This is a genomic window from Alteromonas gracilis (assembly GCF_043642145.1).
In the GTDB taxonomy this organism is placed as follows: domain Bacteria; phylum Pseudomonadota; class Gammaproteobacteria; order Enterobacterales; family Alteromonadaceae; genus Alteromonas; species Alteromonas gracilis_B.
Map to the genome: position 1 here is coordinate 1 of NZ_JBHZRZ010000003.1, position 18,235 is coordinate 18,235.

General features: G+C 45.0%; 14 protein-coding genes. 7 read left to right on the forward strand and 7 right to left on the reverse strand.

All coding sequences use genetic code 11. The annotated features are described in order from the left end of the window. Positions 1 to 404: 404 nt before the first annotated feature. On the forward strand, positions 405 to 1,238 hold the full coding sequence (locus ACHUFN_RS06980; RefSeq protein WP_394221605.1) for a class II glutamine amidotransferase: 834 nt from the start codon (positions 405 to 407) through the stop codon (positions 1,236 to 1,238). Between the two features lie 116 nt (positions 1,239 to 1,354). Here ACHUFN_RS06980 and ACHUFN_RS06985 read toward each other — a convergent pair whose 3' ends face one another. Beyond that, the gene (locus ACHUFN_RS06985; RefSeq protein WP_394221606.1) at positions 1,355 to 2,335 is read right to left on the reverse strand and encodes a LysR family transcriptional regulator; all 981 of its coding nucleotides are present in this window, start codon (positions 2,333 to 2,335) and stop codon (positions 1,355 to 1,357) included. Between the two features lie 172 nt (positions 2,336 to 2,507). Here ACHUFN_RS06985 and ACHUFN_RS06990 point away from each other — a divergent pair, with 172 nt between their 5' ends. After that, positions 2,508 to 3,023, forward strand: coding sequence for a lactoylglutathione lyase family protein (locus ACHUFN_RS06990; protein WP_014950763.1), 516 nt, complete (start codon positions 2,508 to 2,510; stop codon positions 3,021 to 3,023). A gap of 142 nt (positions 3,024 to 3,165) precedes the next feature. On the opposite strand, the gene ACHUFN_RS06995 is transcribed toward ACHUFN_RS06990, so the two are convergent. The 4 genes from ACHUFN_RS06995 to ACHUFN_RS07010 are packed head-to-tail and all read right to left on the reverse strand — an operon-like array spanning position 3,166 to position 8,015. Beyond that, positions 3,166 to 3,807: an MBL fold metallo-hydrolase gene (locus ACHUFN_RS06995; RefSeq protein WP_394221607.1), complete on the reverse strand. Its 642-nt coding sequence runs from the start codon at positions 3,805 to 3,807 to the stop codon at positions 3,166 to 3,168. Between the two features lie 13 nt (positions 3,808 to 3,820). After that, the gene (locus ACHUFN_RS07000; RefSeq protein ID WP_394221608.1) at positions 3,821 to 5,155 is read right to left on the reverse strand and encodes an APC family permease; all 1,335 of its coding nucleotides are present in this window, start codon (positions 5,153 to 5,155) and stop codon (positions 3,821 to 3,823) included. Positions 5,156 to 5,213: 58 nt separating this feature from the next. Then, positions 5,214 to 6,926 carry an amidohydrolase gene (locus ACHUFN_RS07005; RefSeq protein ID WP_394221609.1) on the reverse strand — a complete coding sequence of 571 codons (1,713 nt, stop codon included), beginning with the start codon at positions 6,924 to 6,926 and terminating at the stop codon, positions 5,214 to 5,216. Between the two features lie 48 nt (positions 6,927 to 6,974). Further along, on the reverse strand, positions 6,975 to 8,015 hold the full coding sequence (locus tag ACHUFN_RS07010; RefSeq protein ID WP_394221610.1) for a serine/threonine dehydratase: 1,041 nt from the start codon (positions 8,013 to 8,015) through the stop codon (positions 6,975 to 6,977). A 231-nt stretch (positions 8,016 to 8,246) separates the two neighbouring features. Here ACHUFN_RS07010 and ACHUFN_RS07015 point away from each other — a divergent pair, with 231 nt between their 5' ends. Both ACHUFN_RS07015 and ACHUFN_RS07020 read left to right on the forward strand, forming a co-directional pair. Then, positions 8,247 to 11,276: a putative bifunctional diguanylate cyclase/phosphodiesterase gene (locus ACHUFN_RS07015; RefSeq protein ID WP_394221611.1), complete on the forward strand. Its 3,030-nt coding sequence runs from the start codon at positions 8,247 to 8,249 to the stop codon at positions 11,274 to 11,276. Positions 11,277 to 11,288: 12 nt separating this feature from the next. Continuing rightward, positions 11,289 to 11,663 (forward strand): PH domain-containing protein, encoded by a 375-nt coding sequence (locus ACHUFN_RS07020; protein ID WP_394221612.1) that lies wholly within the window; start codon positions 11,289 to 11,291, stop codon positions 11,661 to 11,663. Positions 11,664 to 11,780: 117 nt separating this feature from the next. Here the strand turns inward: ACHUFN_RS07020 and ACHUFN_RS07025 are convergent, their stop codons facing one another. Both ACHUFN_RS07025 and ACHUFN_RS07030 read right to left on the reverse strand, forming a co-directional pair. Next, positions 11,781 to 13,631, reverse strand: a complete 1,851-nt coding sequence (locus ACHUFN_RS07025) for a S8 family serine peptidase (RefSeq protein ID WP_394221613.1) — start codon at positions 13,629 to 13,631, stop codon at positions 11,781 to 11,783. A gap of 204 nt (positions 13,632 to 13,835) precedes the next feature. Beyond that, positions 13,836 to 16,046: a S9 family peptidase gene (locus ACHUFN_RS07030; protein ID WP_394221614.1), complete on the reverse strand. Its 2,211-nt coding sequence runs from the start codon at positions 16,044 to 16,046 to the stop codon at positions 13,836 to 13,838. Between the two features lie 70 nt (positions 16,047 to 16,116). Here ACHUFN_RS07030 and ACHUFN_RS07035 point away from each other — a divergent pair, with 70 nt between their 5' ends. From ACHUFN_RS07035 to ACHUFN_RS07045, 3 genes are all read left to right on the forward strand, one after another. Beyond that, positions 16,117 to 16,740 carry an NAD(P)H-binding protein gene (locus ACHUFN_RS07035; RefSeq protein ID WP_394221615.1) on the forward strand — a complete coding sequence of 208 codons (624 nt, stop codon included), beginning with the start codon at positions 16,117 to 16,119 and terminating at the stop codon, positions 16,738 to 16,740. Positions 16,741 to 16,867: 127 nt separating this feature from the next. Further along, positions 16,868 to 17,671, forward strand: a complete 804-nt coding sequence (locus ACHUFN_RS07040) for a tRNA1(Val) (adenine(37)-N6)-methyltransferase (RefSeq protein WP_394221616.1) — start codon at positions 16,868 to 16,870, stop codon at positions 17,669 to 17,671. Positions 17,672 to 17,684: 13 nt separating this feature from the next. Beyond that, positions 17,685 to 18,185, forward strand: a complete 501-nt coding sequence (locus ACHUFN_RS07045) for a YgjV family protein (RefSeq protein WP_394221617.1) — start codon at positions 17,685 to 17,687, stop codon at positions 18,183 to 18,185. Positions 18,186 to 18,235: the final 50 nt, after the last annotated feature.

The following is an 18,235-nucleotide window of genomic DNA, read 5'->3' on the forward strand; positions in this document are numbered from 1 at the left end:
AAGGCATTAGTACTAATCCCTCGACCTATGCTTGTTACAGTTGCAGCGCGCCCGCTCAGCAAGCTTTTCACGCACGCCGTTACCGCACTTAGTCGAGTTTTATGCATATTGAAGCTGACAAGCGAAACGACTTTGTTCACAATAGATAGGGCATTCATGGCAGTTTGGTCTCGGTGATGTTTGGCGATTGATCTGATCACCAAACGTCATGAATGTTCCATCTTTTTTTATCTGCCTAATATCACTATATTATTTGTGGGGATACCTCAGACTCTGACCCCAATTTCTCGTCTGCAGCGCGGTTCAAAAGTACTTTACTGATTAATCTTGAATTGATCCCGGGTTACACCTTGCGTATTCTCAACGAATCAAGGCTTCATTAATTGCAATAGGTAATAAACGCTGTGTGTGAACTTCTAGGCATGAGTGCGAATACTCCTACTGACCTATGCTTTAGTTTTACCGGGCTGACTCGTCGCGGAGGTGAAACTGGGCCTCACAAAGACGGTTGGGGCGTTGCCTTTTACGAAGGCAAGGGCTTACGCATGTTTCACGACCCAGAGCCTTGCGCTACATCCCCCATTGCTGACTTTGTTTCGAAGCTACCCATTAAAAGCAAAAATGCCATTTGCCATATTCGCCAAGCGAATGTAGGCAATATTAACTTGGCTAACACGCACCCTTTCACTCGCGAATTGTGGGGGCAGTACTGGGTATTTGCTCACAATGGACAACTGCCCAACTTTTCTTTTCAAGAAGGTATCTACCAACCGATAGGAGACACCGACAGCGAAGCGCTATTTTGCGACATTATGAATAGTGTTAGACAAACTTTATCGCAAGAGGCTTCCCCTAAGAAGCTTTCTGAATTGCTGGTGTTATTAGCAAAAGGGTATGCTCAACAGGGAGTCTTTAATTGTTTACTAAGTAATGGTGACTGGCTGTTTACGTTTTGCAGCACAAAGCTAGCCAGCATTACCCGGCGAGCACCATTTGGGCCTGCATGTCTTAGCGATGTGGAAGTGGAAATTGATTTTGCAGCTGAAACCACGCTTAAGGATGTAGTGAGTATTATTGCTACCGAACCGCTAACCAACGACGAACAGTGGGATATCTACGAACGGGGCGAGTGGAAGTTGTGGCAAGAAGGCGAAGTTATTGCCTCGGGCAAGGTGGATTTACCTGAAAACAATAAAGAGGTCGAAATGGTAGCGCCCGCCCCGTCGCTTCATGACTAGCCTTTACTGGAAGAACGAATTACGGGGTCAGAGTAACTTTCACGGCCCCACCTTCAAAATGCTCGATGCATAGCCGTTAAGCTGGCCCAATAATGTACTCTGACCCCAATATTCAGTTAAATGTACTCTGACCCCAATATTTTTGAGATGGCGGATTTTACGACTTCGTAGCGAGCGGGTAGGGCGCTGTGTGGAGTTTGTACGCTATACAGCGGCTCGGTCACTTCGTTTTTGGCTTTGTAAACTGTGAGCTTGTCGGCAAACGAAACAAAGTCTAACGTGCTGGTTGGCAGTACGGTATAACCCAAGCCTTCGCTTACTGGCAGCAGTATTTGGGATAACTGATTTATGTATCCCACGTGTTTTAATTTGGCAGGATTTAGCGTTGCTAGCTCCGCTTCACCGCAATCGTTAAAGTAACGCTGTAGGTAGTGCATTGCATCTGGATGATTTATAAGTCCTAAGGTAGAGACAACCTCTTTAATTGATTCTTGCGGTTTTAACGCACGTAATTCACGCTCTCTTTCTACTTTTTCAGTGCTTTCTTTAGAGGAACTCTCCAGCGCAGCTGCTTTGTCAGCTAAATCGCGCGGAAGTATTAACCCTAGCGACTCTTCTCCTAAATACTCACTTTGCACGTCTTCATTGTTGGGCATGTTCGTCACAATGCCAAGCTCTAGCGTGTTGTTTGCAATGCCTGTAAGTATAGTTCTACGCGGTGCCACCTCTACATGAATATGAAGCGCGCGGTGTTGCTTTTGAAGCGTTAACAAAGCAGGGTAGATACGCTGGGCAATAGCCCCAGAGCAGGCCACCACGCACTTTCCTTCATAAGCAGCATCAAATTTTAAACTGGCAATAAACCGTTGTTCGCTTGCCTGCTGCTCTTTTGCATAATGATAAACCCGTTGGCCTTGCTCAGTAAGCTGTATACCCTTGCCTAATCGAACAACTAACTCGCACTGGCAAGCCTCTTCTAGCTTCTTAAGATGCTGACTTACTCCTGGTTGGGTCATAAAGCGCTGTTCTGCGGTACGGGTAAAGTTGCCTGTTTCTACTAAAGTAATAAATGTGTCTAGCCAGATCGGATTTATCATTTTGTATAATCTGAAATTATCAAATTTAGAAATAATGATAATTTCAGGTTTTTTGGTTGTCTAGCTATTATTTAACCACGTTCACTTAAGCGCTATTTCGATGTGAAGCTTCTACCAAAATCGAAAGACGCGTTTAGTACATTTAAATACTTGCACTCAAAAGGAGTAAGTGATGACTGAAGCAGTAAAAACACCTTATCCACGTACGTTTTCACATATTGGTATTTCAGTTCCTGATTTAGAAGCGGCCGTGAAGTTTTATACCGAAGTGCTTGGCTGGTACCTAATTATGAAACCCACTGAAATCGTAGAAGACGACTCAGCTATTGGTGAGATGTGTACTGACGTTTTCGGCCCAGGTTGGGGTAAGTTCCGCATTGCTCATTTATCAACCGGCGATCGTGTGGGCGTAGAAATCTTTGAGTTTAGCAATCAAGAAAACCCTGAGAACAACTTCGAATATTGGAAAACTGGCATCTTCCACTTCTGTGTACAAGACCCAGACGTTGAAGGCTTGGCCGAGAAAATTGTAGCCGCTGGTGGTAAGAAGCGTATGAAAGCGCCGCGTTACTACTATCCAGGCGAAAAGCCATATCGCATGATTTACATGGAAGACCCGTTTGGAAACATCTTAGAAATTTATAGCCACAGCTATGAATTACACTACGCTAGCGGTGCTTACGAATAAGCTGATTAGCATAAAGTCTGTTGAGTGTTTTTTGCAAATCTTGTCTGTAAACAATCACTACGCTGACTGAAAACAAAAAAGGCGAAGGCGCGCACAAACAGCGTTCTTCGCCTTTTTTATAGGCTCGCAGTTTGTTGCAAGCTTAACCAAACCTGCCTGAAACGTATGGGTTAGTTGCTTTCTCGGTAGCAACAGTAGTGGTTGGCCCATGACCTGGGTAAATCGTCATATCATCTGGCAACACCATAATTTTTTGCTTTATTGAGTCGATAAGCTGCTGATGGTTGCCTTGCGGAAAATCAGTTCTGCCAATTGAGCCTGCGAAAATTACGTCGCCCACAATTACGCTATTGCTGGTGCGCTCTACCAGCACCACGTGCCCAGGCGTGTGACCCGGGCAGTGCAACACTTCTAAGGTTAACCCACCGACCGAAATCGTATCGTTATCACAAAGCCAAGTGTCAGGAGAGAATGGCTTTGCCGGAGGAAAACCAAACATTTGGCTTTGCTGCATTAATGCATCTAACCAAAATTTATCTCCAAGGTGTGGGCCCACAATAGGCACCGAGTAATGCTCGGCAATAGCAACGGTACCGCCAACGTGATCTAAGTGCCCGTGAGTTAGTATAATTTTTTCTACACTCACGCCTTTGCTTGAGGCAGCTTCAATCAGCTTTTCAATGTCACCACCTGGGTCAACAAATGCGCCTTTGTTGGTGGCTGGGTCCCAAATTAACGAGCAGTTTTGGGCGAAGGGCGTAACAGGTATTACTTGAATTTCCACTATGTAACCTTTTCTATGCTTTGTTTTTTAACGGCAAATAAACAAGCGCAATATAAAGTAACGCGCCAACTACTAATTCACCTAATAAAAATAACCAAGCGTTCGTCGACGACTGCGTAACAGACCACGCACAAACAAATAGCGCTACAAAGGGTACCAAACGCTTCAGTGAATTAAGAGTTTGAAAAAGCGGCTGCTGGGCTTTGTGACTTAACTTACGTTGTGCTTTTATCAGGACAACAATACAAATAGCATAAACCACCAGTCGCGCGAGTACACTTGAAATGGCAAGCCATACAAAACTGCCGCTTAGTGCCATGATACCGGCAAATACACCCAATACTAAAATTGAAAGGTAAGGGGTTGCGAAAGACGGATGTACTTTACCTAACACATCGCCTAATTTGCCGGGAATAAGCGACTGCTCGGCCATTGAATAAGTTAGGCGTGAGGTTGAAATCATATTGGCAAGCAAATTTCCTGCTACAGAAACCACTGCCGTAAGTGTCATAATCAGTGCGCCAGTTTCACCAAAGATAGTGTTGGCCAGCGCAATAAGTGGTGCGCTGTCTGGTTTTGCAGGTCCAACGGTATGCCAATATAGCCATTGAACACAGAAGTAAAACAAGGCAATGCCAGAAACCGTAAGCATTAATGCCCGCGGTATGGTCTTCTTCGGCGATTGGGTTTCGCCGCTTGTCACTACCACTGTTTCAAAACCAATAAATGCATAGAGTGTTAGTAAGGCTCCCGCTGATATCGTATCTAACGACGGTGTAACAGATGCCATGTCATTTGATAATGTTGCCGAGAAGTCTAGCTGCCAGTAACCAACACCAATAAGGGCCACAAAAGGAATTAGTTTTAGTATTGAAATAGTATCAAGAGAGCGCATGGCAGCCCTTAAACCAACAATATTTACGTAAATTAATATGGTGGTAAGTACAATAATGGCTATAGATTTACCTGTGCCTGTATTTAGCTCAGGCCACACATAACCTGCATACAGTAAAAGCACGTGCATATTGGCAGCAATTGCTGTTGCGCGAGCTAAATAATATATAAAACCGGTTTGAAAGGCCGCAGCATCTCCAAACCCTTTACGGGCGTATACCACGGGCCCGCCCGTTTCTTGATATTGCACAGCTAACTGCCCAAAACACCATACGATGGTGAGCATTAGTGCACCAAAAATCAAAAAGATATAGGGGCTAAATGCACCTAATTCTGCGGCCATTTTCGCAGGCAGGGCGAAGATTCCCGCTCCTATTAGCCCGTTTAGTACTAACAAGGCGGCACCTATGCCGCCTATACCTTTAGCCAGAATATTGTTACTTGAACTACTCATTATCAATGCTTAATTTTTGCGCCTGCTTATTGTGAGTGAAAAATTAGTTACAGGCGATTTAATTCGACGCTGCATCAATAGAGAAAACTTTCTCGCCTGCCACATAAGTAGCGTGTACTTGTGTTTTCCAAATGTCTTTGGCGTCTATTAAGAAAATATCCTGGTCCACCAAAATAAAGTCAGCCCATTTCCCCGGCGTTAACGAACCTAGTGTGTCCTCCATGTGACCAGCGTAAGCAGCGTCTAAGGTAAACCCTTTAAACGCTTGCTCTATAGTTAACGCTTCGTGAGCATACCAACCTTTCACAGGCTGGTTGTTTCTGTCTTGGCGAGTAACCGCAGCGTGAAGCCCGTAAAAGGGGTTCGCTAGCTCTACGGGGAAATCAGAGCCTAAGGGCAGGGCTATGCCCGACTCTAGTAGCGTCTTCCACGCGTAGGCACCTTTCATACGATCTTTACCAATGCGATCTTCAGCCATATTTTTATCGCTGGTGGCGTGGGTTGGCTGCATAGAAGGTAACACCTTTAAAGAGGCAAAACGCGCCAAATCGTCGGGCGCTATCACTTGGGCATGTTCTATGCGGTTACGCAGTTCACTGCCGCCGATATTGGCGAAGGTCGTTTCAAACTCATTCAAAGCGACATGGTTCGCCTTATCGCCAATGGCATGATAATTAAGCTGAAATCCAGCGCCGATAACCGTGGTGAAAAGCTGGGTCATGTCTTCGGGTTGCGTTAATAGCAAGCCGTGCTGGTGTGGTGCGTCTGAGTATGGCTCTAAGAGTGCTGCGCCTCGACTTCCTAGTGCGCCATCGCCATAAGCCTTCACCGAGCGAATGTATAAAAAGTCATCTTTATCACGAATGGTGCCGTTGCCTAATATGGTACTTAATTCAGGGTCTGTCGCACTTACCATGGCGTAAATGCGCACAGGTAAATCGCCCTCAACGGCTTCTTTTAAATAAAAGTCGTAGACATCTCTACCAACGCCCGCATCGTGCATTGATGTGATGCCGTTTGCTAGTAAGTGCTCACTCGCAGCATTCAGCTGTTGTTCGTAAACGGCGTTGCTAGCTTTAGGTAAGTGCGCTTCAATTAACAGCGACGCATTATCAATGAAAACACCAGTCGGATTACCGTTGGCGTCTTTTACAATTTCGCCACCGGCAGGTGACTTGGTGTCTTTAGTGATGCCTGCAAGCTCCATGGCTTTGGTATTTACCCAAGTCGCATGGCCGTCTACTCTGGTAAGCGCAACAGGCCGCTGAGATATAACTTTGTCTAAGTCGGCAGCGGTAGGGAAGGCTCTATCTGACCATAATTCCTGATTCCAGCCCCGCCCAGTAATCCAAGCTTGCTGAGAGTTTGCAAATGCATAATCGGCAACCATTTTGGCCGCCTCTTGCGCACTTTTACTTTCACGCAAGTCGACTTCAAGAAGGTTGGCGCCTAAACCCAACAAATGTCCGTGGGCATCAATAAGCCCTGGCAGCATAACTTTGCCTTTGCCATCAATGGTTTCGTCGATGCGCACGTCGTTCTTGTCGACATCTAACGCGGTAACTTTACCCTCGTCAATCACAAGGTTTTTAAAGGTAATTAGCTTGCCTGAATCATTTAACGTGTAGCCTTTCACGTTATCGATAAGCGTTGCCGCATTGACGGTGGATACTGCCAAACCAGCTGCACAAGTAGCCGCAGTAAATAACGATTTAATAGCAAAGCGTACTTCGCTTTTACTCGCGAAGCGTTCGGTTGATGTAGAGTTCATGTTGAGTTTCTGCCTTAAAAATATTTTCTTATTTTTGATTTGTAGAATTTACGCTTCAGCGTTTTCGTCTTCGTTAAATTCGACATCATCGGTAAAATTGAGAATGGGCGGCTGTAACAAGAAATCTCGTTCCCAAATGTTGGCCATGGTAGCTTGGCTAATGTTACCACCGCTAAGTATGACAAGCGCAGTTTGCCCCGGTGGTGAGTTGGCGGCCCAAGCTGCCACCGCTGCCATCGTCATAGCGCAGGTGGGCTCAATGTGAAGCTTTAGCAAATGATGTAGCCACTGAGTCCAGTAAGCAATTTGCAGTTCATCTACTTCATAAAAGTCATCAAGCTCTTGCAGTATCGGGAAGGTAATGTCGCCTACCGACGGCGTAGCAGCGCCATCTGCGAGTGTTTGTGGTATGTGGTCTAGCGCCACAATCTCACCCGCTTGCAGCGACATTGAAGCGTCGTTTGCCTCGGCAGGTTCAGCGCCAATCACCATTGCATTGGGTTGCAGGGCACGTGTTGCTAATAGTGTGCCTGACAAAAGGCCGCCACCTCCGCATGGCGCAAATACGGCATCAACATGACCAATGTCGTTAAGTGCCTCTAATGCTGCCGTACCTTGCCCTGCAATAATATCTTGATGATTAAATGGCGGGATCCACACGGTACCTGGCGCTTTCGAAGCGTTTAAAACCGCTTCATCAGCTTCTGGACGAGTGGGAAAGAGTTTAAGTTCAGCGCCGTAACTTTGCGTAGCGGCGGCTTTAATGGGCGATATGGCTTCACTTGCGAAAATTGTTGCTTTCACACCAAAATGCGCTGCTGCATGAGCTACCGCTTGTGCATGATTCCCTGAACTGTTGGCAACAATGTGATTGGGAAGTCGTCCCTCTTCTTTTAGTCGCGCTAAAAAGTTCATCGCCCCACGTATTTTAAATGCCCCTATAGTTTGCAAGCACTCCGTTTTAAAAAGAATGCGGTTACCCATCCATTTATTGAGCAGTGACGATTCCATGATTGGAGTATGCTTTACGTCGTTTTTAATACGCTCATGCGCTAGCTTTATGTCGTCAAAATTGGGGGAGGTACTCATTAATCATTGCTCTTTTGGTTATAAGTTTTTAATTCGTAGAATTATAAGCGCGGGTGAAGCAGTGGCTTGCTTATAGGGGCTTAATACAAATTAAACGAAAAACTGATTTCATACCTTGCCAGATACGCTTCAAATACGCCAGAGTCTCTTTCATGCTAATAAATAAGCCTTTTCATATTTGTTTCACAATTCTTCGCTACCCTCACCGCGCTAGTTTTCGGAGATAGTTACATGTTAAGCAAGCTTCACCATCGGATTTACGCCTTACCAACGGTGTTGTTTCTACTTCTTGCCTTATTTTTTATCTCTGCTGGCGTCTTTATTCAAAAAGATGAGCGCGCTGCGCGAGTATCTAAAGCGCAATCGGTTGCTGAACAGGTCAAAATAGGCCTTGAAGTTTTTTCCAACGAACGCATTCAAGCCCTTCACAACCTGATGCGAAACTGGCCGACATTCAGTCCCAACCAAGTTGATTGGTTTAATGCGCAATCGCTATCCTTAATGGGAATGCAACGCGGTTTTTCGTCGTTGGTTTTCGTAAACGCACAAGGTGAGATTGAATGGGTGACTACACCGTCTTCGGGCATTAAAACGCGAATCAATAACAGTCTTATTGGTAAACCGATGGACGCTTTAGGGTTAAATATTCATACGCTATCCGAAGATTTAGACAGTACCTTGCTTTATTCCCCTCAGGCAAAACATCACTTTATTATTGTAGGTCGAGCGATTAGCCCACAAGAGCCCGAGCACGGCTATTTAGTCGCGGGTTTTGACGTTCATACCATACTAGGCGTTATGCTGGGCGAACTTGTTGGCCCGCAGTTTAACTTTAAGCTTACCTCAGATAACGCCACGCTGTTTCAAAGCGGTGAATTAGCGAATGATGGCACTATAGTGTCACTACCGCCGTTTACTTTCCTTGAGCGCCAGTTTTCTCTTTCAATGCAGTCGCAGATAAGCCCCTACAATACTGGCCTGCTTATAAGTTTGACGGGGCTACTAATGTCGGTCTTGGTAAGCTATGTACTGCATAAGCAGCTAAAAGGAGCGGTGAGTTTGTTCGTTAGCCAGCAGCGCTATCTTACAGCTAGCGAAGCATCGCTTGATGCACTGCTTATTTATCAGCCCATCGAAAATGACTTTTCTCTTGTTGAGGCGAACTCTTACAGTCGTTACTTATTTCGTGGGGCGTGTGATGCACTTCGCTCCATGAACTTAGCCGAACAAACCCGTTATTTAGGGTTAAGCAGTGAGTTTGTTAATGCAAAAAATGTTGCGTTACACGGCGTCCCTTACGAGGCTCATATATCCATCACTAGCGATACTATTACTCCCGACTGGATAAAAGTTCAGGTAGTTAAGGCGGGCGACAATATTGCAATTACTGTGAGGGATGTTACAGAGCGATTTCGAGCTGAGCATGATTTAAAGCGCAGCGAAGAAAAGTACCGTCGGTTAGTGGATGGGATGCACAAGCACTTCGTTTACACCAAAACTGTTGATCACAATTTTGTGTATGTAAGTGCGGGCATTGAAGAAATTTTAGGGTTTAGCGCCGAAAACTTTTGTGCAAACGAGTCGCGCTACGTACTTCAAATACCAGACGAAACCTTCGATATACGTCAAATGATTGCTCGAGGCGAGAAACCAGAAGCCTATATTGTGCATTATCAAGGAAAAGCGGGCACGTCATTGGCTATCGAGTTTTCTGACACCCCTATTCTCAACGAAGAAGGCATGTTGGTGGCGGTTGAGGGCATAGCGCGAGACGTGACGAAAGAGCTTGCACTGCAAGAAGAAGTATATTTTCAAGCAAATCACGATCAGCTAACGGGGTTGTTTAATCGGTATGCATTTGATGAAAAGCTAAGGGAAATTCTTCAAGAAACCCATAAAGACAGCGTGCATCAAGAAAGCCAGCAACAAATTCATGTTATCTATGAAGGTGAAGATAATACGCACCAAATCGAGAGCAGGTTTACAACAGGCGAATTGAATAGTATTAAAAGCACAATTAACGCTAAAACATATCAAAAGCAAAGCGTTATGTGCTTTATCGACATGGACCGTTTCAAGCTAGTTAACGACAGTTGCGGTCATCCTGCAGGCGATAAGCTGTTAAAAGAAATTTCTACCATCTTTAGACAGTACGTTAATGGTCAAGACCTTCTAGCGCGAATAGGCGGCGATGAGTTTTGCATTATATTCCGTAACCAAAGTTTGAATGAGGTTACTAAGCGTTTAGATAAACTACTTTTAGCCATTTCAAACTATCGCTTTGTCTATGACGAAAAACTGTTTTTTGTTGGTGCAAGCATTGGCGTTATAGAAATTAACGAAAGTACCCAGAGTGCTGAAGCGCTAATAAAAGCGGCAGATAATGCCTGCTATAAAGCCAAGCATCTAGGACGTAACCGATACTTTGTTTTTCACGACGACGATTCACAAATGGCAATTGATGATAGTGAAAACCAAGTGCTTCATGCATTACATCACGCTCTGCAATACGATGGTTTCGAATTGTACAGCCAAGCTATTATGCCATTAAAAGTGCCGAGTCAAGAGTGGGCATCCCAGCTACAGCACTATGAAATTTTGCTTCGACTTAATGCAAGGGATGGCGGCCTCATAAGCCCTGGGCTATTTATTCCCCTTGCAGAGCGTCATGGTTTGATGAACAAAGTGGATCTGTGGGTAATAGACAACACGCTTAAGACCCTCGAAAGCAACCCTGCCCATATCGACAAAGTTGGTAAGGTTGCCATAAATTTATCGGGTATTACGCTAGGCGATGAAATGGCCCTACACAAAATCGCAAAACGTGTGCAAAGCACGTCGGTGCCCGCTGAGAAGATTTGTTTTGAGATAACGGAAACTACCGCTGTGACTAACTTGGCTGCCGCCAAGCATTTTATCTCAACCTTAAGGGATCTTGGTTGTAGCTTTGCGTTGGATGATTTTGGCGCTGGGATGTCGTCGTTTACATACCTGAAGAACCTAGATGTAGATTACGTCAAAATTGACGGTTCATTTGTGCGAAATATTGCTCACGATCCCATCGATCATGCTACAGTGAAAGCGATAAACAGCATCGCGCACAGTATGGGTAAACAAACGGTTGCCGAGTTTGTCGTAGATAGCGCTACCGCAGACGTGCTTCAAGAACTTAAAGTAGACTACGGCCAAGGCTTTGCTTTGGATAAACCCAAACCGCTGGCGCACAGAGTTCAATGGCGAGTAAAACTTGCCTCTGCCTAAAAGGAAATGATTATGGGTTTATTCGATACCATTATGGGTAATGCAAGTGAGACCAGTGCTTCAGACGTACAAGAGGAGCTTACGCCTATTCTTGCCGCCAATGAAACCGTTACCTCTGCGTTTAAGCTAGTGCGCGATTTAAGCGTATTTACCAATAAGCGCTTAATTTTGATAGACAAGCAAGGCCTTACTGGGCGCAAAGTCAACTATCACTCCATTCCTTATAAGTCGATTACTCAGTTCATTGTTGAAACGGCAGGGCATTTTGATACCGATGCCGAGCTTAAAGTTTGGTTGTCCGGCAAAGCCGACCCAATCGAAATAGAATTGAGTGCATCGTCTGCCCAGGCGGTACAGCAAAACTTAGCTACACAGATGTTTAGTTAATAACGCTTAATTATTTTAAAAAGAAAGCGGGCCACTTCACACGCCCGCTTTTTTTGTAAACATTTTGTTCAGGTTAGTTTCTGCTGGTTATCGCTAGAAACATTGGTCGTAACAAGTTTAGAAAACTACGCTTACGCTAGCTGAACACGTTGTGGTTCCTGCTTCACACACTTGGTAACTGTAATTACCGCCGCCTTTAACATTAAGCACATCAGTATAAGTACCATCGTTTGCTGTGGTAGAAATCACGTTACCATTACGATATACATCAACGTTTGATGATGTTGCGTCTGTCCACGTTAGGTCAACTCGTTGTGTACCTTTCACTTTGTAGCCTGTAGCTGTAAGCGTTAGTTCACCAGTGCCGCCTGTATCGCCACCGCCAGTGTCACCACCGCCATTGCCGCCAGCACAACCGTTTTGTGTTAGGTAATTATTCATATCAGCGGCTTGAGCGATACCGTAACCAAAGAAGTCGTCTTTACCTGCTGCTCCCGCATCCATCGCGGTTGCTTTAAGTGCGTTACGTATCTCTTCACCAGTACAAGTCGGGTGATTTGACCATACTAGCGCCGTAATACCAGCAACAGCTGGCGTTGCCATTGAAGTACCACTCATGTAGCCGTAGTCGCTTGCGCCAATTGAAATATCAATGGTAGATGCTGCAACTAATGCGCTTCTATCTTCGAATGCTGCACCTACAGCAGGGATAGACGTATTGTTAGTATCCCCGAGCGTGCCGTAAAGCATTCCTGGTTCGTTATTGATGATTACAGCGCCTACACCGCCAGATAGTTCACAATTGTTAACCTTGTCGTAGAAAGACACGCTGCCGCGATCTATAACACATACTTTACCAGCAGCACCGTTATCTACTGAGTCGCCCAGACCTAGGAAATAGGTTGTAGCTGTAACAGAACCTGTATTTTCCATTGCAGATGAAGCAAAACCAACGCCGTCAGCACTCATAGTAGACATTGATGCACCGCCCGCTGGGTAAGTAGAAAGCGTGTCAACACCGCCGGCAGTTACTTCAACACAAATGGTTTCGTCGGTAGTAACGCGCTTGCCGCGACCCGATGTACACGAAGGATATTGTGAGAAATCAGCAATGTTGTTGTCAGCATCGTTAGCGCCAATCATCATTACTGATGAGTAACCCGCTGGATATGAACGAACGTTGTTGCCGTCGTTACCCGCTGCTGCTACCACTAGACCGCCCGCCGCTACGAAGTCTTTAAACGCGTTTTCTTCTGTAGAGTTCGCGCCACCGCCACCAAGGCTCATATTAATGATGTTTGCACCAGCCTGAGAACAAAGTTGTGCTGCCTGGGCCAAATCTGATGAGTAGCCCCAGCCAGATGCGTTGAATACTTTGATGATATGCATATCAACACCAGGTGCCATACCCACGACGCCAAAGCCGTTGTCTGCTGCGCCGATAGTGCCCGCTACGTGCGTGCCGTGTGGGCCGCCATTTTCAAACCAGTTACCTGTGCCAGCGTCGTTGTCACCGGTAATTGCAGACCAGTTGAAATCGGCATTCGATGAATCTAGTCCCGAATCGATGACACACACTTTCATGCCCGCGTTGCTATCAAATACAACTTGGTCAGCTTGAGATTGATAAACCGCATAGGGAGTTAATTGTGTTTGTGCAGGGTCGCCAGCGTCATCATTAAACAGCGCCATTGGCACGCGCTTTTCATCAGCTTCAACTAGCTTTACATGAGGGTTGTTTAATAAGCCCTTAACATCGCTTAAAGACTTGCCACTAAACGTTGCAGCGATAAACCCATCGGCATCAACATGAATTTCTGCACCCGATTGTTTAGCAATTGCCTTAACAATACCTTTAGCGTTGTTGTCTACCTGGATGATGTAACGATCGCTGTCTGCTAGTGCACCAAAACTCGAAAGTGCTAAGCCTGCCGCAATTAATGAAGGGGTAAATTTATTATTTTTCATAGTACCACTCTATTTCACTTGTTGTTTAAACCCACCTTTTTATTTGATTTTATGGTGGGTGAGCAAAATGCTCAAAATCGAAACTACACTAAGAAAAAAAATTAAACAAACCTAGTCGCTAAAAATTATTATAAAGTTGAATACCCATAAAAAAGGGCATAAGGATAAATTAACCTTATGCCCTTATATTTTACTTGCTTATGATTACTTAATCGTTCGATTAAAGAAATTGGTTATGGTTTTATATAAGTGAATGCCTGTTTGCTTTCCACGAATACTGTGTTTTTTACCCGGGTAATCCATGGTCTCAAACGGAATTGCCAAATCTTGAAGGTGCTTATATAGCATGGTTGAGTGAGTAAACAACACATTGTCGTCAGCCATACCATGATATATCAAAAGGTCGCCTTTCAAGTCTTTTGCATACGGGAATACTGAAGACGCGGTGTAGGCATCGTCATCAGTATTTGGGTTACCCATATAGCGCTCGGTATAGTGGGTATCGTATAAGCGCCAGTCGGTTACTGGTGCACCCGATACACCTGCTGCAAAATAATCGCCCGCCTTGAACATGCTCATCAGTGTCATGTAGCCGCCGTAGCTGTGGCCGTGCACACCAATGCGATCCGCATCAACAAAGGGAAGGGTGCGCAAGAACTCTACGCCCGCCACTTGATCATCAACTTCGATAAAGCCCATTTTCTTGTAAATAGGATCTTCAAAGCCTTTACCGCGATAGTTAGAGCCACGGTTATCTAGTGTGAATACCACGTAACCTTGGTCAACCCAATGTTGGAACAGCAAACCTCGGTTGCCCGCCCAGCTATTCGTTACCACTTGTGCGTGAGGGCCTCCGTAAAGGTAAACAATAACAGGGTGCTTCTGCTTAGGATTTTGCTTCGCACTGTCAGGTGTGTAGATACGATACTTAAGGGTTGCGCCATCTTTTGTGGTGATGTCACCAAATTCTGGTGCTGTCCAGCTATCCATGTAAGGGTGAAGCGGGTGGCCTTCTTCAACCTTGTTCTCTTCAAGCCAAGTAATTCGCTCGCCGGTCGCACTATTTAAGCTAACTTGCGCAGGCGAATTAATGGTAGAGAAACGATCAATAAAGATAGAAGCATCTTTGCTAAACGCAGCACTGTGGTATGCGCCAAGTTCCGTTACGCGGGAAATCTCACCGCCATCTAGCGGCACGCTGTAAACATGACTTTCTAATGGCGTGTCTTTACGACCAGAGAAGTACAAGCGGTTGTTTGCAGTATCGATGGCTTCAACACTGTCGACTACCCAGTTACCTTGGGTTAACTGTTTGACCATTTTGCCGCTGTTGTCGAAAAGGTAAAGGTGCTTGAACCCGTCACGCTCAGAGGCCCAAATGAACTGACCTTTATCTTTTAGGAAATACAGGTCGTCATGCAGGTTTACCCACGTATTGCTTGATTCTGTAAGCAGTACGTTCTCTTTTTTGTTATTAAGGTCGAACGCGCGAAGCGCTAGTTTTTGCTGGTCGCGTGTTTGCCACTGGTAGGTAAAGGTGGTGCTGTTCGGCATCCATTTACCGCGGGCAAAATAAATATCTTTGTCTTTGCCTAAATCTACCCAGGTGCGATCGCCAGAGTTAATGTCTTGGATAGCCAGCTCAACCAATACGTTTGGCGTACCTGCTTTAGGGTATTTTTGTTCAATTAGCTTGATATCGTCGGCATAAATTTCAGAGCGAGTGATTACGTCTACCGGGCTTTCATCTACCTTGGTAAAGGCAATTTTACTTTCATCAGGTGACCACCAGTATCCGGTCATGCGGCCCATTTCTTCTTGCGCTACAAATTCGGCCATACCAAATTTAATGTTGCCACCACCTTTTTTGGTAATAGCGGTTTCTTTACCCGACTCAATGTGTTTTACATAAAGGTTTTGATCGCGAATAAAAGAAATATAATTGCCTTTTGGTGACAACTTAATGTCGGTTTCAAATGCGTCGGTATCTAATAATTGCTTTGCGCCTTTTTCGCCAAGCTTGTGATAAAACACATCGCCGCCTAGAGGGAACAGTAACGCTTTACCATCGTCAGACCATTGGTAACTAACAATACCGCTGCCAGACAGGCGCATGCGCTCGCGGCGCGCTTTTTCTTCGTCAGAAAGTACTTCTTCGCCGCTTTGAAGGTCGTTTGAATCGAAAAGCATGCGAGTTTGACCGCTTTCAATATGGTATTCCCATAAATCAAGGCGTTCGTAATCGGTTTGCTTGCCCTTAAGAAACGTTACGCGTTGGCCGTCTGGTGATACTTTTAGCGAGCGGGGTGCGTTACCATCAAGAGAAGGTGAAGCGAAAATACGCTCTATTGTGAGCGTTTCAGCGTTTAAAGCAGTAGAGAGCATAGCGGCTCCAATTAAAAGGGCTTTTTTCATTTTTATCTGCATATTTGACTGTCGAAGGTTTGATTGTAGTTATATCAATTTAAGATACAAGGTGCGACGTATGAAATCCGCAATGGTGCTAGGAGCGACAGGTTTAGTGGGACGAACGCTCGTAAACATGCTGTTACAAGACAGACGGTACAATGAAGTAACGTGCTTGGTCCGAAAACCGCTTCCTTCCAACATGTTTACCGACACTCACAAAAAACTAAAGCCCGTGGTTATCGACTTTGAGCACTTTCAAGACTATCAGGGCTACTTTAGCGTTAACCACGTGTACTGCTGTTTGGGAACCACGCTTAAAAAGGCAGGCTCTAAGCAAGCGTTTCGTCGCGTCGATTTCGAATATGTACACGTGGCAGCCCAGCTTACTCGCGCTCAGCGCGCAGACAGTTTTGTATGGATATCTTCAGTGGGCGCCGATGCCAAAAGCAGCAACTTTTATTTGAGAGTAAAGGGCGAGTTAGAAAACGCAATTATGCGCATGCCTCAGTTACCTAATGCGTCGGCGGTCAGGCCTTCGCTATTGCTTGGTAACCGCGACGAATCACGCACGCTAGAAGACATCGCGCAAAAAACCGCCCCTATTTGGCAAAGCATAATGAAAGGGCCGCTGAAGAAGTATCGACCTGTGCATGCTGTAGACGTAGCCAGAAACATGATGTCGCTTCAGCATTGGAGGTGAATGTCATAACCTTAACGTGAAGCGTCGATAAACATGGTATAGAATGCGCGGCTTTCTCAAAATAAGATAATTCAACCACATCATGTTTCGCTGCAAACAATTTACTGTTGCTCAAGACCAATGTGCAATGAAAGTGAACACTGACAGCCTAGTGTTAGGGAGTTGGGCTGAGCCTCGCCCCACAAGTGGTGGTATGCAGCGTATTTTAGACATTGGTACAGGAAGTGGCATATTAGCGCTTATGATGGCACAAAAGGCACAGCTTCTGTCGCCAAAGCGCACTGAAAATAGCGGCGATGAACCCCAAAGCTCTGAAAATCAAAAAACTGAATATCAAACGTCGATAATAATCGACGCTATAGAAATTGATGAAAGCGCTGCCAAGCAGGCTGCATCGAATTTTAAAAACGCCAAATGGGCGAATCAGCTTTTTATTTATCATTGTGACGTTTGTGCCTTTATGCCGCCACACCAATACAAACTGATTATCTCAAATCCACCGTATTTCGATTCACCGACTAAAAAATCGAATGCTTACAACGCGCAAACCCATGCTAGAAATGTGGCTAGGCAAACTTCTACACTCGACCCAGCTGGACTGCTGAAAGCAAGCTATACGCTGCTTGAATCCCAAGGAGATTTGTATTGCGTATACCCTTTTTCGATGGAGTCAACGGTATGTCAGACAGCAGCGTCTGAAGGTTTTGCACTAGAAAAGCTTCTATATGTAAGACATACGCCAGATAAACAGCCTTATCTTTGTGCATTTCATTTTAGAAAGGTTACCTCAGACATAAAAACGGTAACCCAAGACTCTAACGCTTTATCTTCGATGGCGGCTAGCAAAAAAACGCTCACCATTAGGAATGCACAGGGCGAATATACGTGTGAATACAAAGCCCTGTGCCAGCCTTTTTATCTAAAATTTTAACGAGCTACAGTAAATGAACATAGTTGCAGAAGCCTTTGGTGCTATCGCCGTAGTATTAAACTTTATTGGTTATCGACAAACTCATGTAGACAAGTATCTACTTATATCTGCGTTTGCGTTAGCGGCACTAAGCGCACATTTTTTTATGTTAGATGCGATGGCAGCGGGAATTGGAACATTGCTTGCCAGTGTACGCAATTTCATTGCGATTAAGCATAGAAGCAATACTATTTTGTTCTTTTTTGTGGCAGTAAACCTTGGTTTTCTAGCGTATGAATGGTTTGTGCTAGAACACAGCTGGATAATATTTATTGCTTACGCGTCGTCTCTTATTTTCACAGTAGGTTCACTGGTTATACGCGACACTCATACTATTCGAAAAGTATTTCTTGTTGCTGAAACGTTGGGACTTTTTTACGCCATCTCAGTAGGAAGCATTTTTGGCACTGTCTTCAATGTAAGCAATCTAATTAGCATCATTAGCAAGTTGCGCAAACCAAACACCGTAAACTGATGCGTGTAGACCTAAATTAACATTGCAGCGTTGTACGTGCTCTTGTGTAA

Bases quoted from the DNA above. Each gene is read 5' to 3' on its own strand.
- ACHUFN_RS06985 (WP_394221606.1), bottom strand. From the start codon at position 2,335: ATGATAAATCCGATCTGGCTAGACACATTTATTACTTTAGTAGAAACA.
- ACHUFN_RS06990 (WP_014950763.1), top strand. From the start codon at position 2,508: ATGACTGAAGCAGTAAAAACACCTTATCCACGTACGTTTTCACATATT.
- ACHUFN_RS07000 (WP_394221608.1), bottom strand. From the start codon at position 5,155: ATGAGTAGTTCAAGTAACAATATTCTGGCTAAAGGTATAGGCGGCATA.
- ACHUFN_RS07005 (WP_394221609.1), bottom strand. From the start codon at position 6,926: ATGAACTCTACATCAACCGAACGCTTCGCGAGTAAAAGCGAAGTACGC.
- ACHUFN_RS07010 (WP_394221610.1), bottom strand. From the start codon at position 8,015: ATGAGTACCTCCCCCAATTTTGACGACATAAAGCTAGCGCATGAGCGT.
- ACHUFN_RS07015 (WP_394221611.1), top strand. From the start codon at position 8,247: ATGTTAAGCAAGCTTCACCATCGGATTTACGCCTTACCAACGGTGTTG.
- ACHUFN_RS07020 (WP_394221612.1), top strand. From the start codon at position 11,289: ATGGGTTTATTCGATACCATTATGGGTAATGCAAGTGAGACCAGTGCT.
- ACHUFN_RS07025 (WP_394221613.1), bottom strand. From the start codon at position 13,631: ATGAAAAATAATAAATTTACCCCTTCATTAATTGCGGCAGGCTTAGCA.
- ACHUFN_RS07030 (WP_394221614.1), bottom strand. From the start codon at position 16,046: ATGAAAAAAGCCCTTTTAATTGGAGCCGCTATGCTCTCTACTGCTTTA.
- ACHUFN_RS07035 (WP_394221615.1), top strand. From the start codon at position 16,117: ATGAAATCCGCAATGGTGCTAGGAGCGACAGGTTTAGTGGGACGAACG.
- ACHUFN_RS07040 (WP_394221616.1), top strand. From the start codon at position 16,868: ATGAAAGTGAACACTGACAGCCTAGTGTTAGGGAGTTGGGCTGAGCCT.
- ACHUFN_RS07045 (WP_394221617.1), top strand. From the start codon at position 17,685: ATGAACATAGTTGCAGAAGCCTTTGGTGCTATCGCCGTAGTATTAAAC.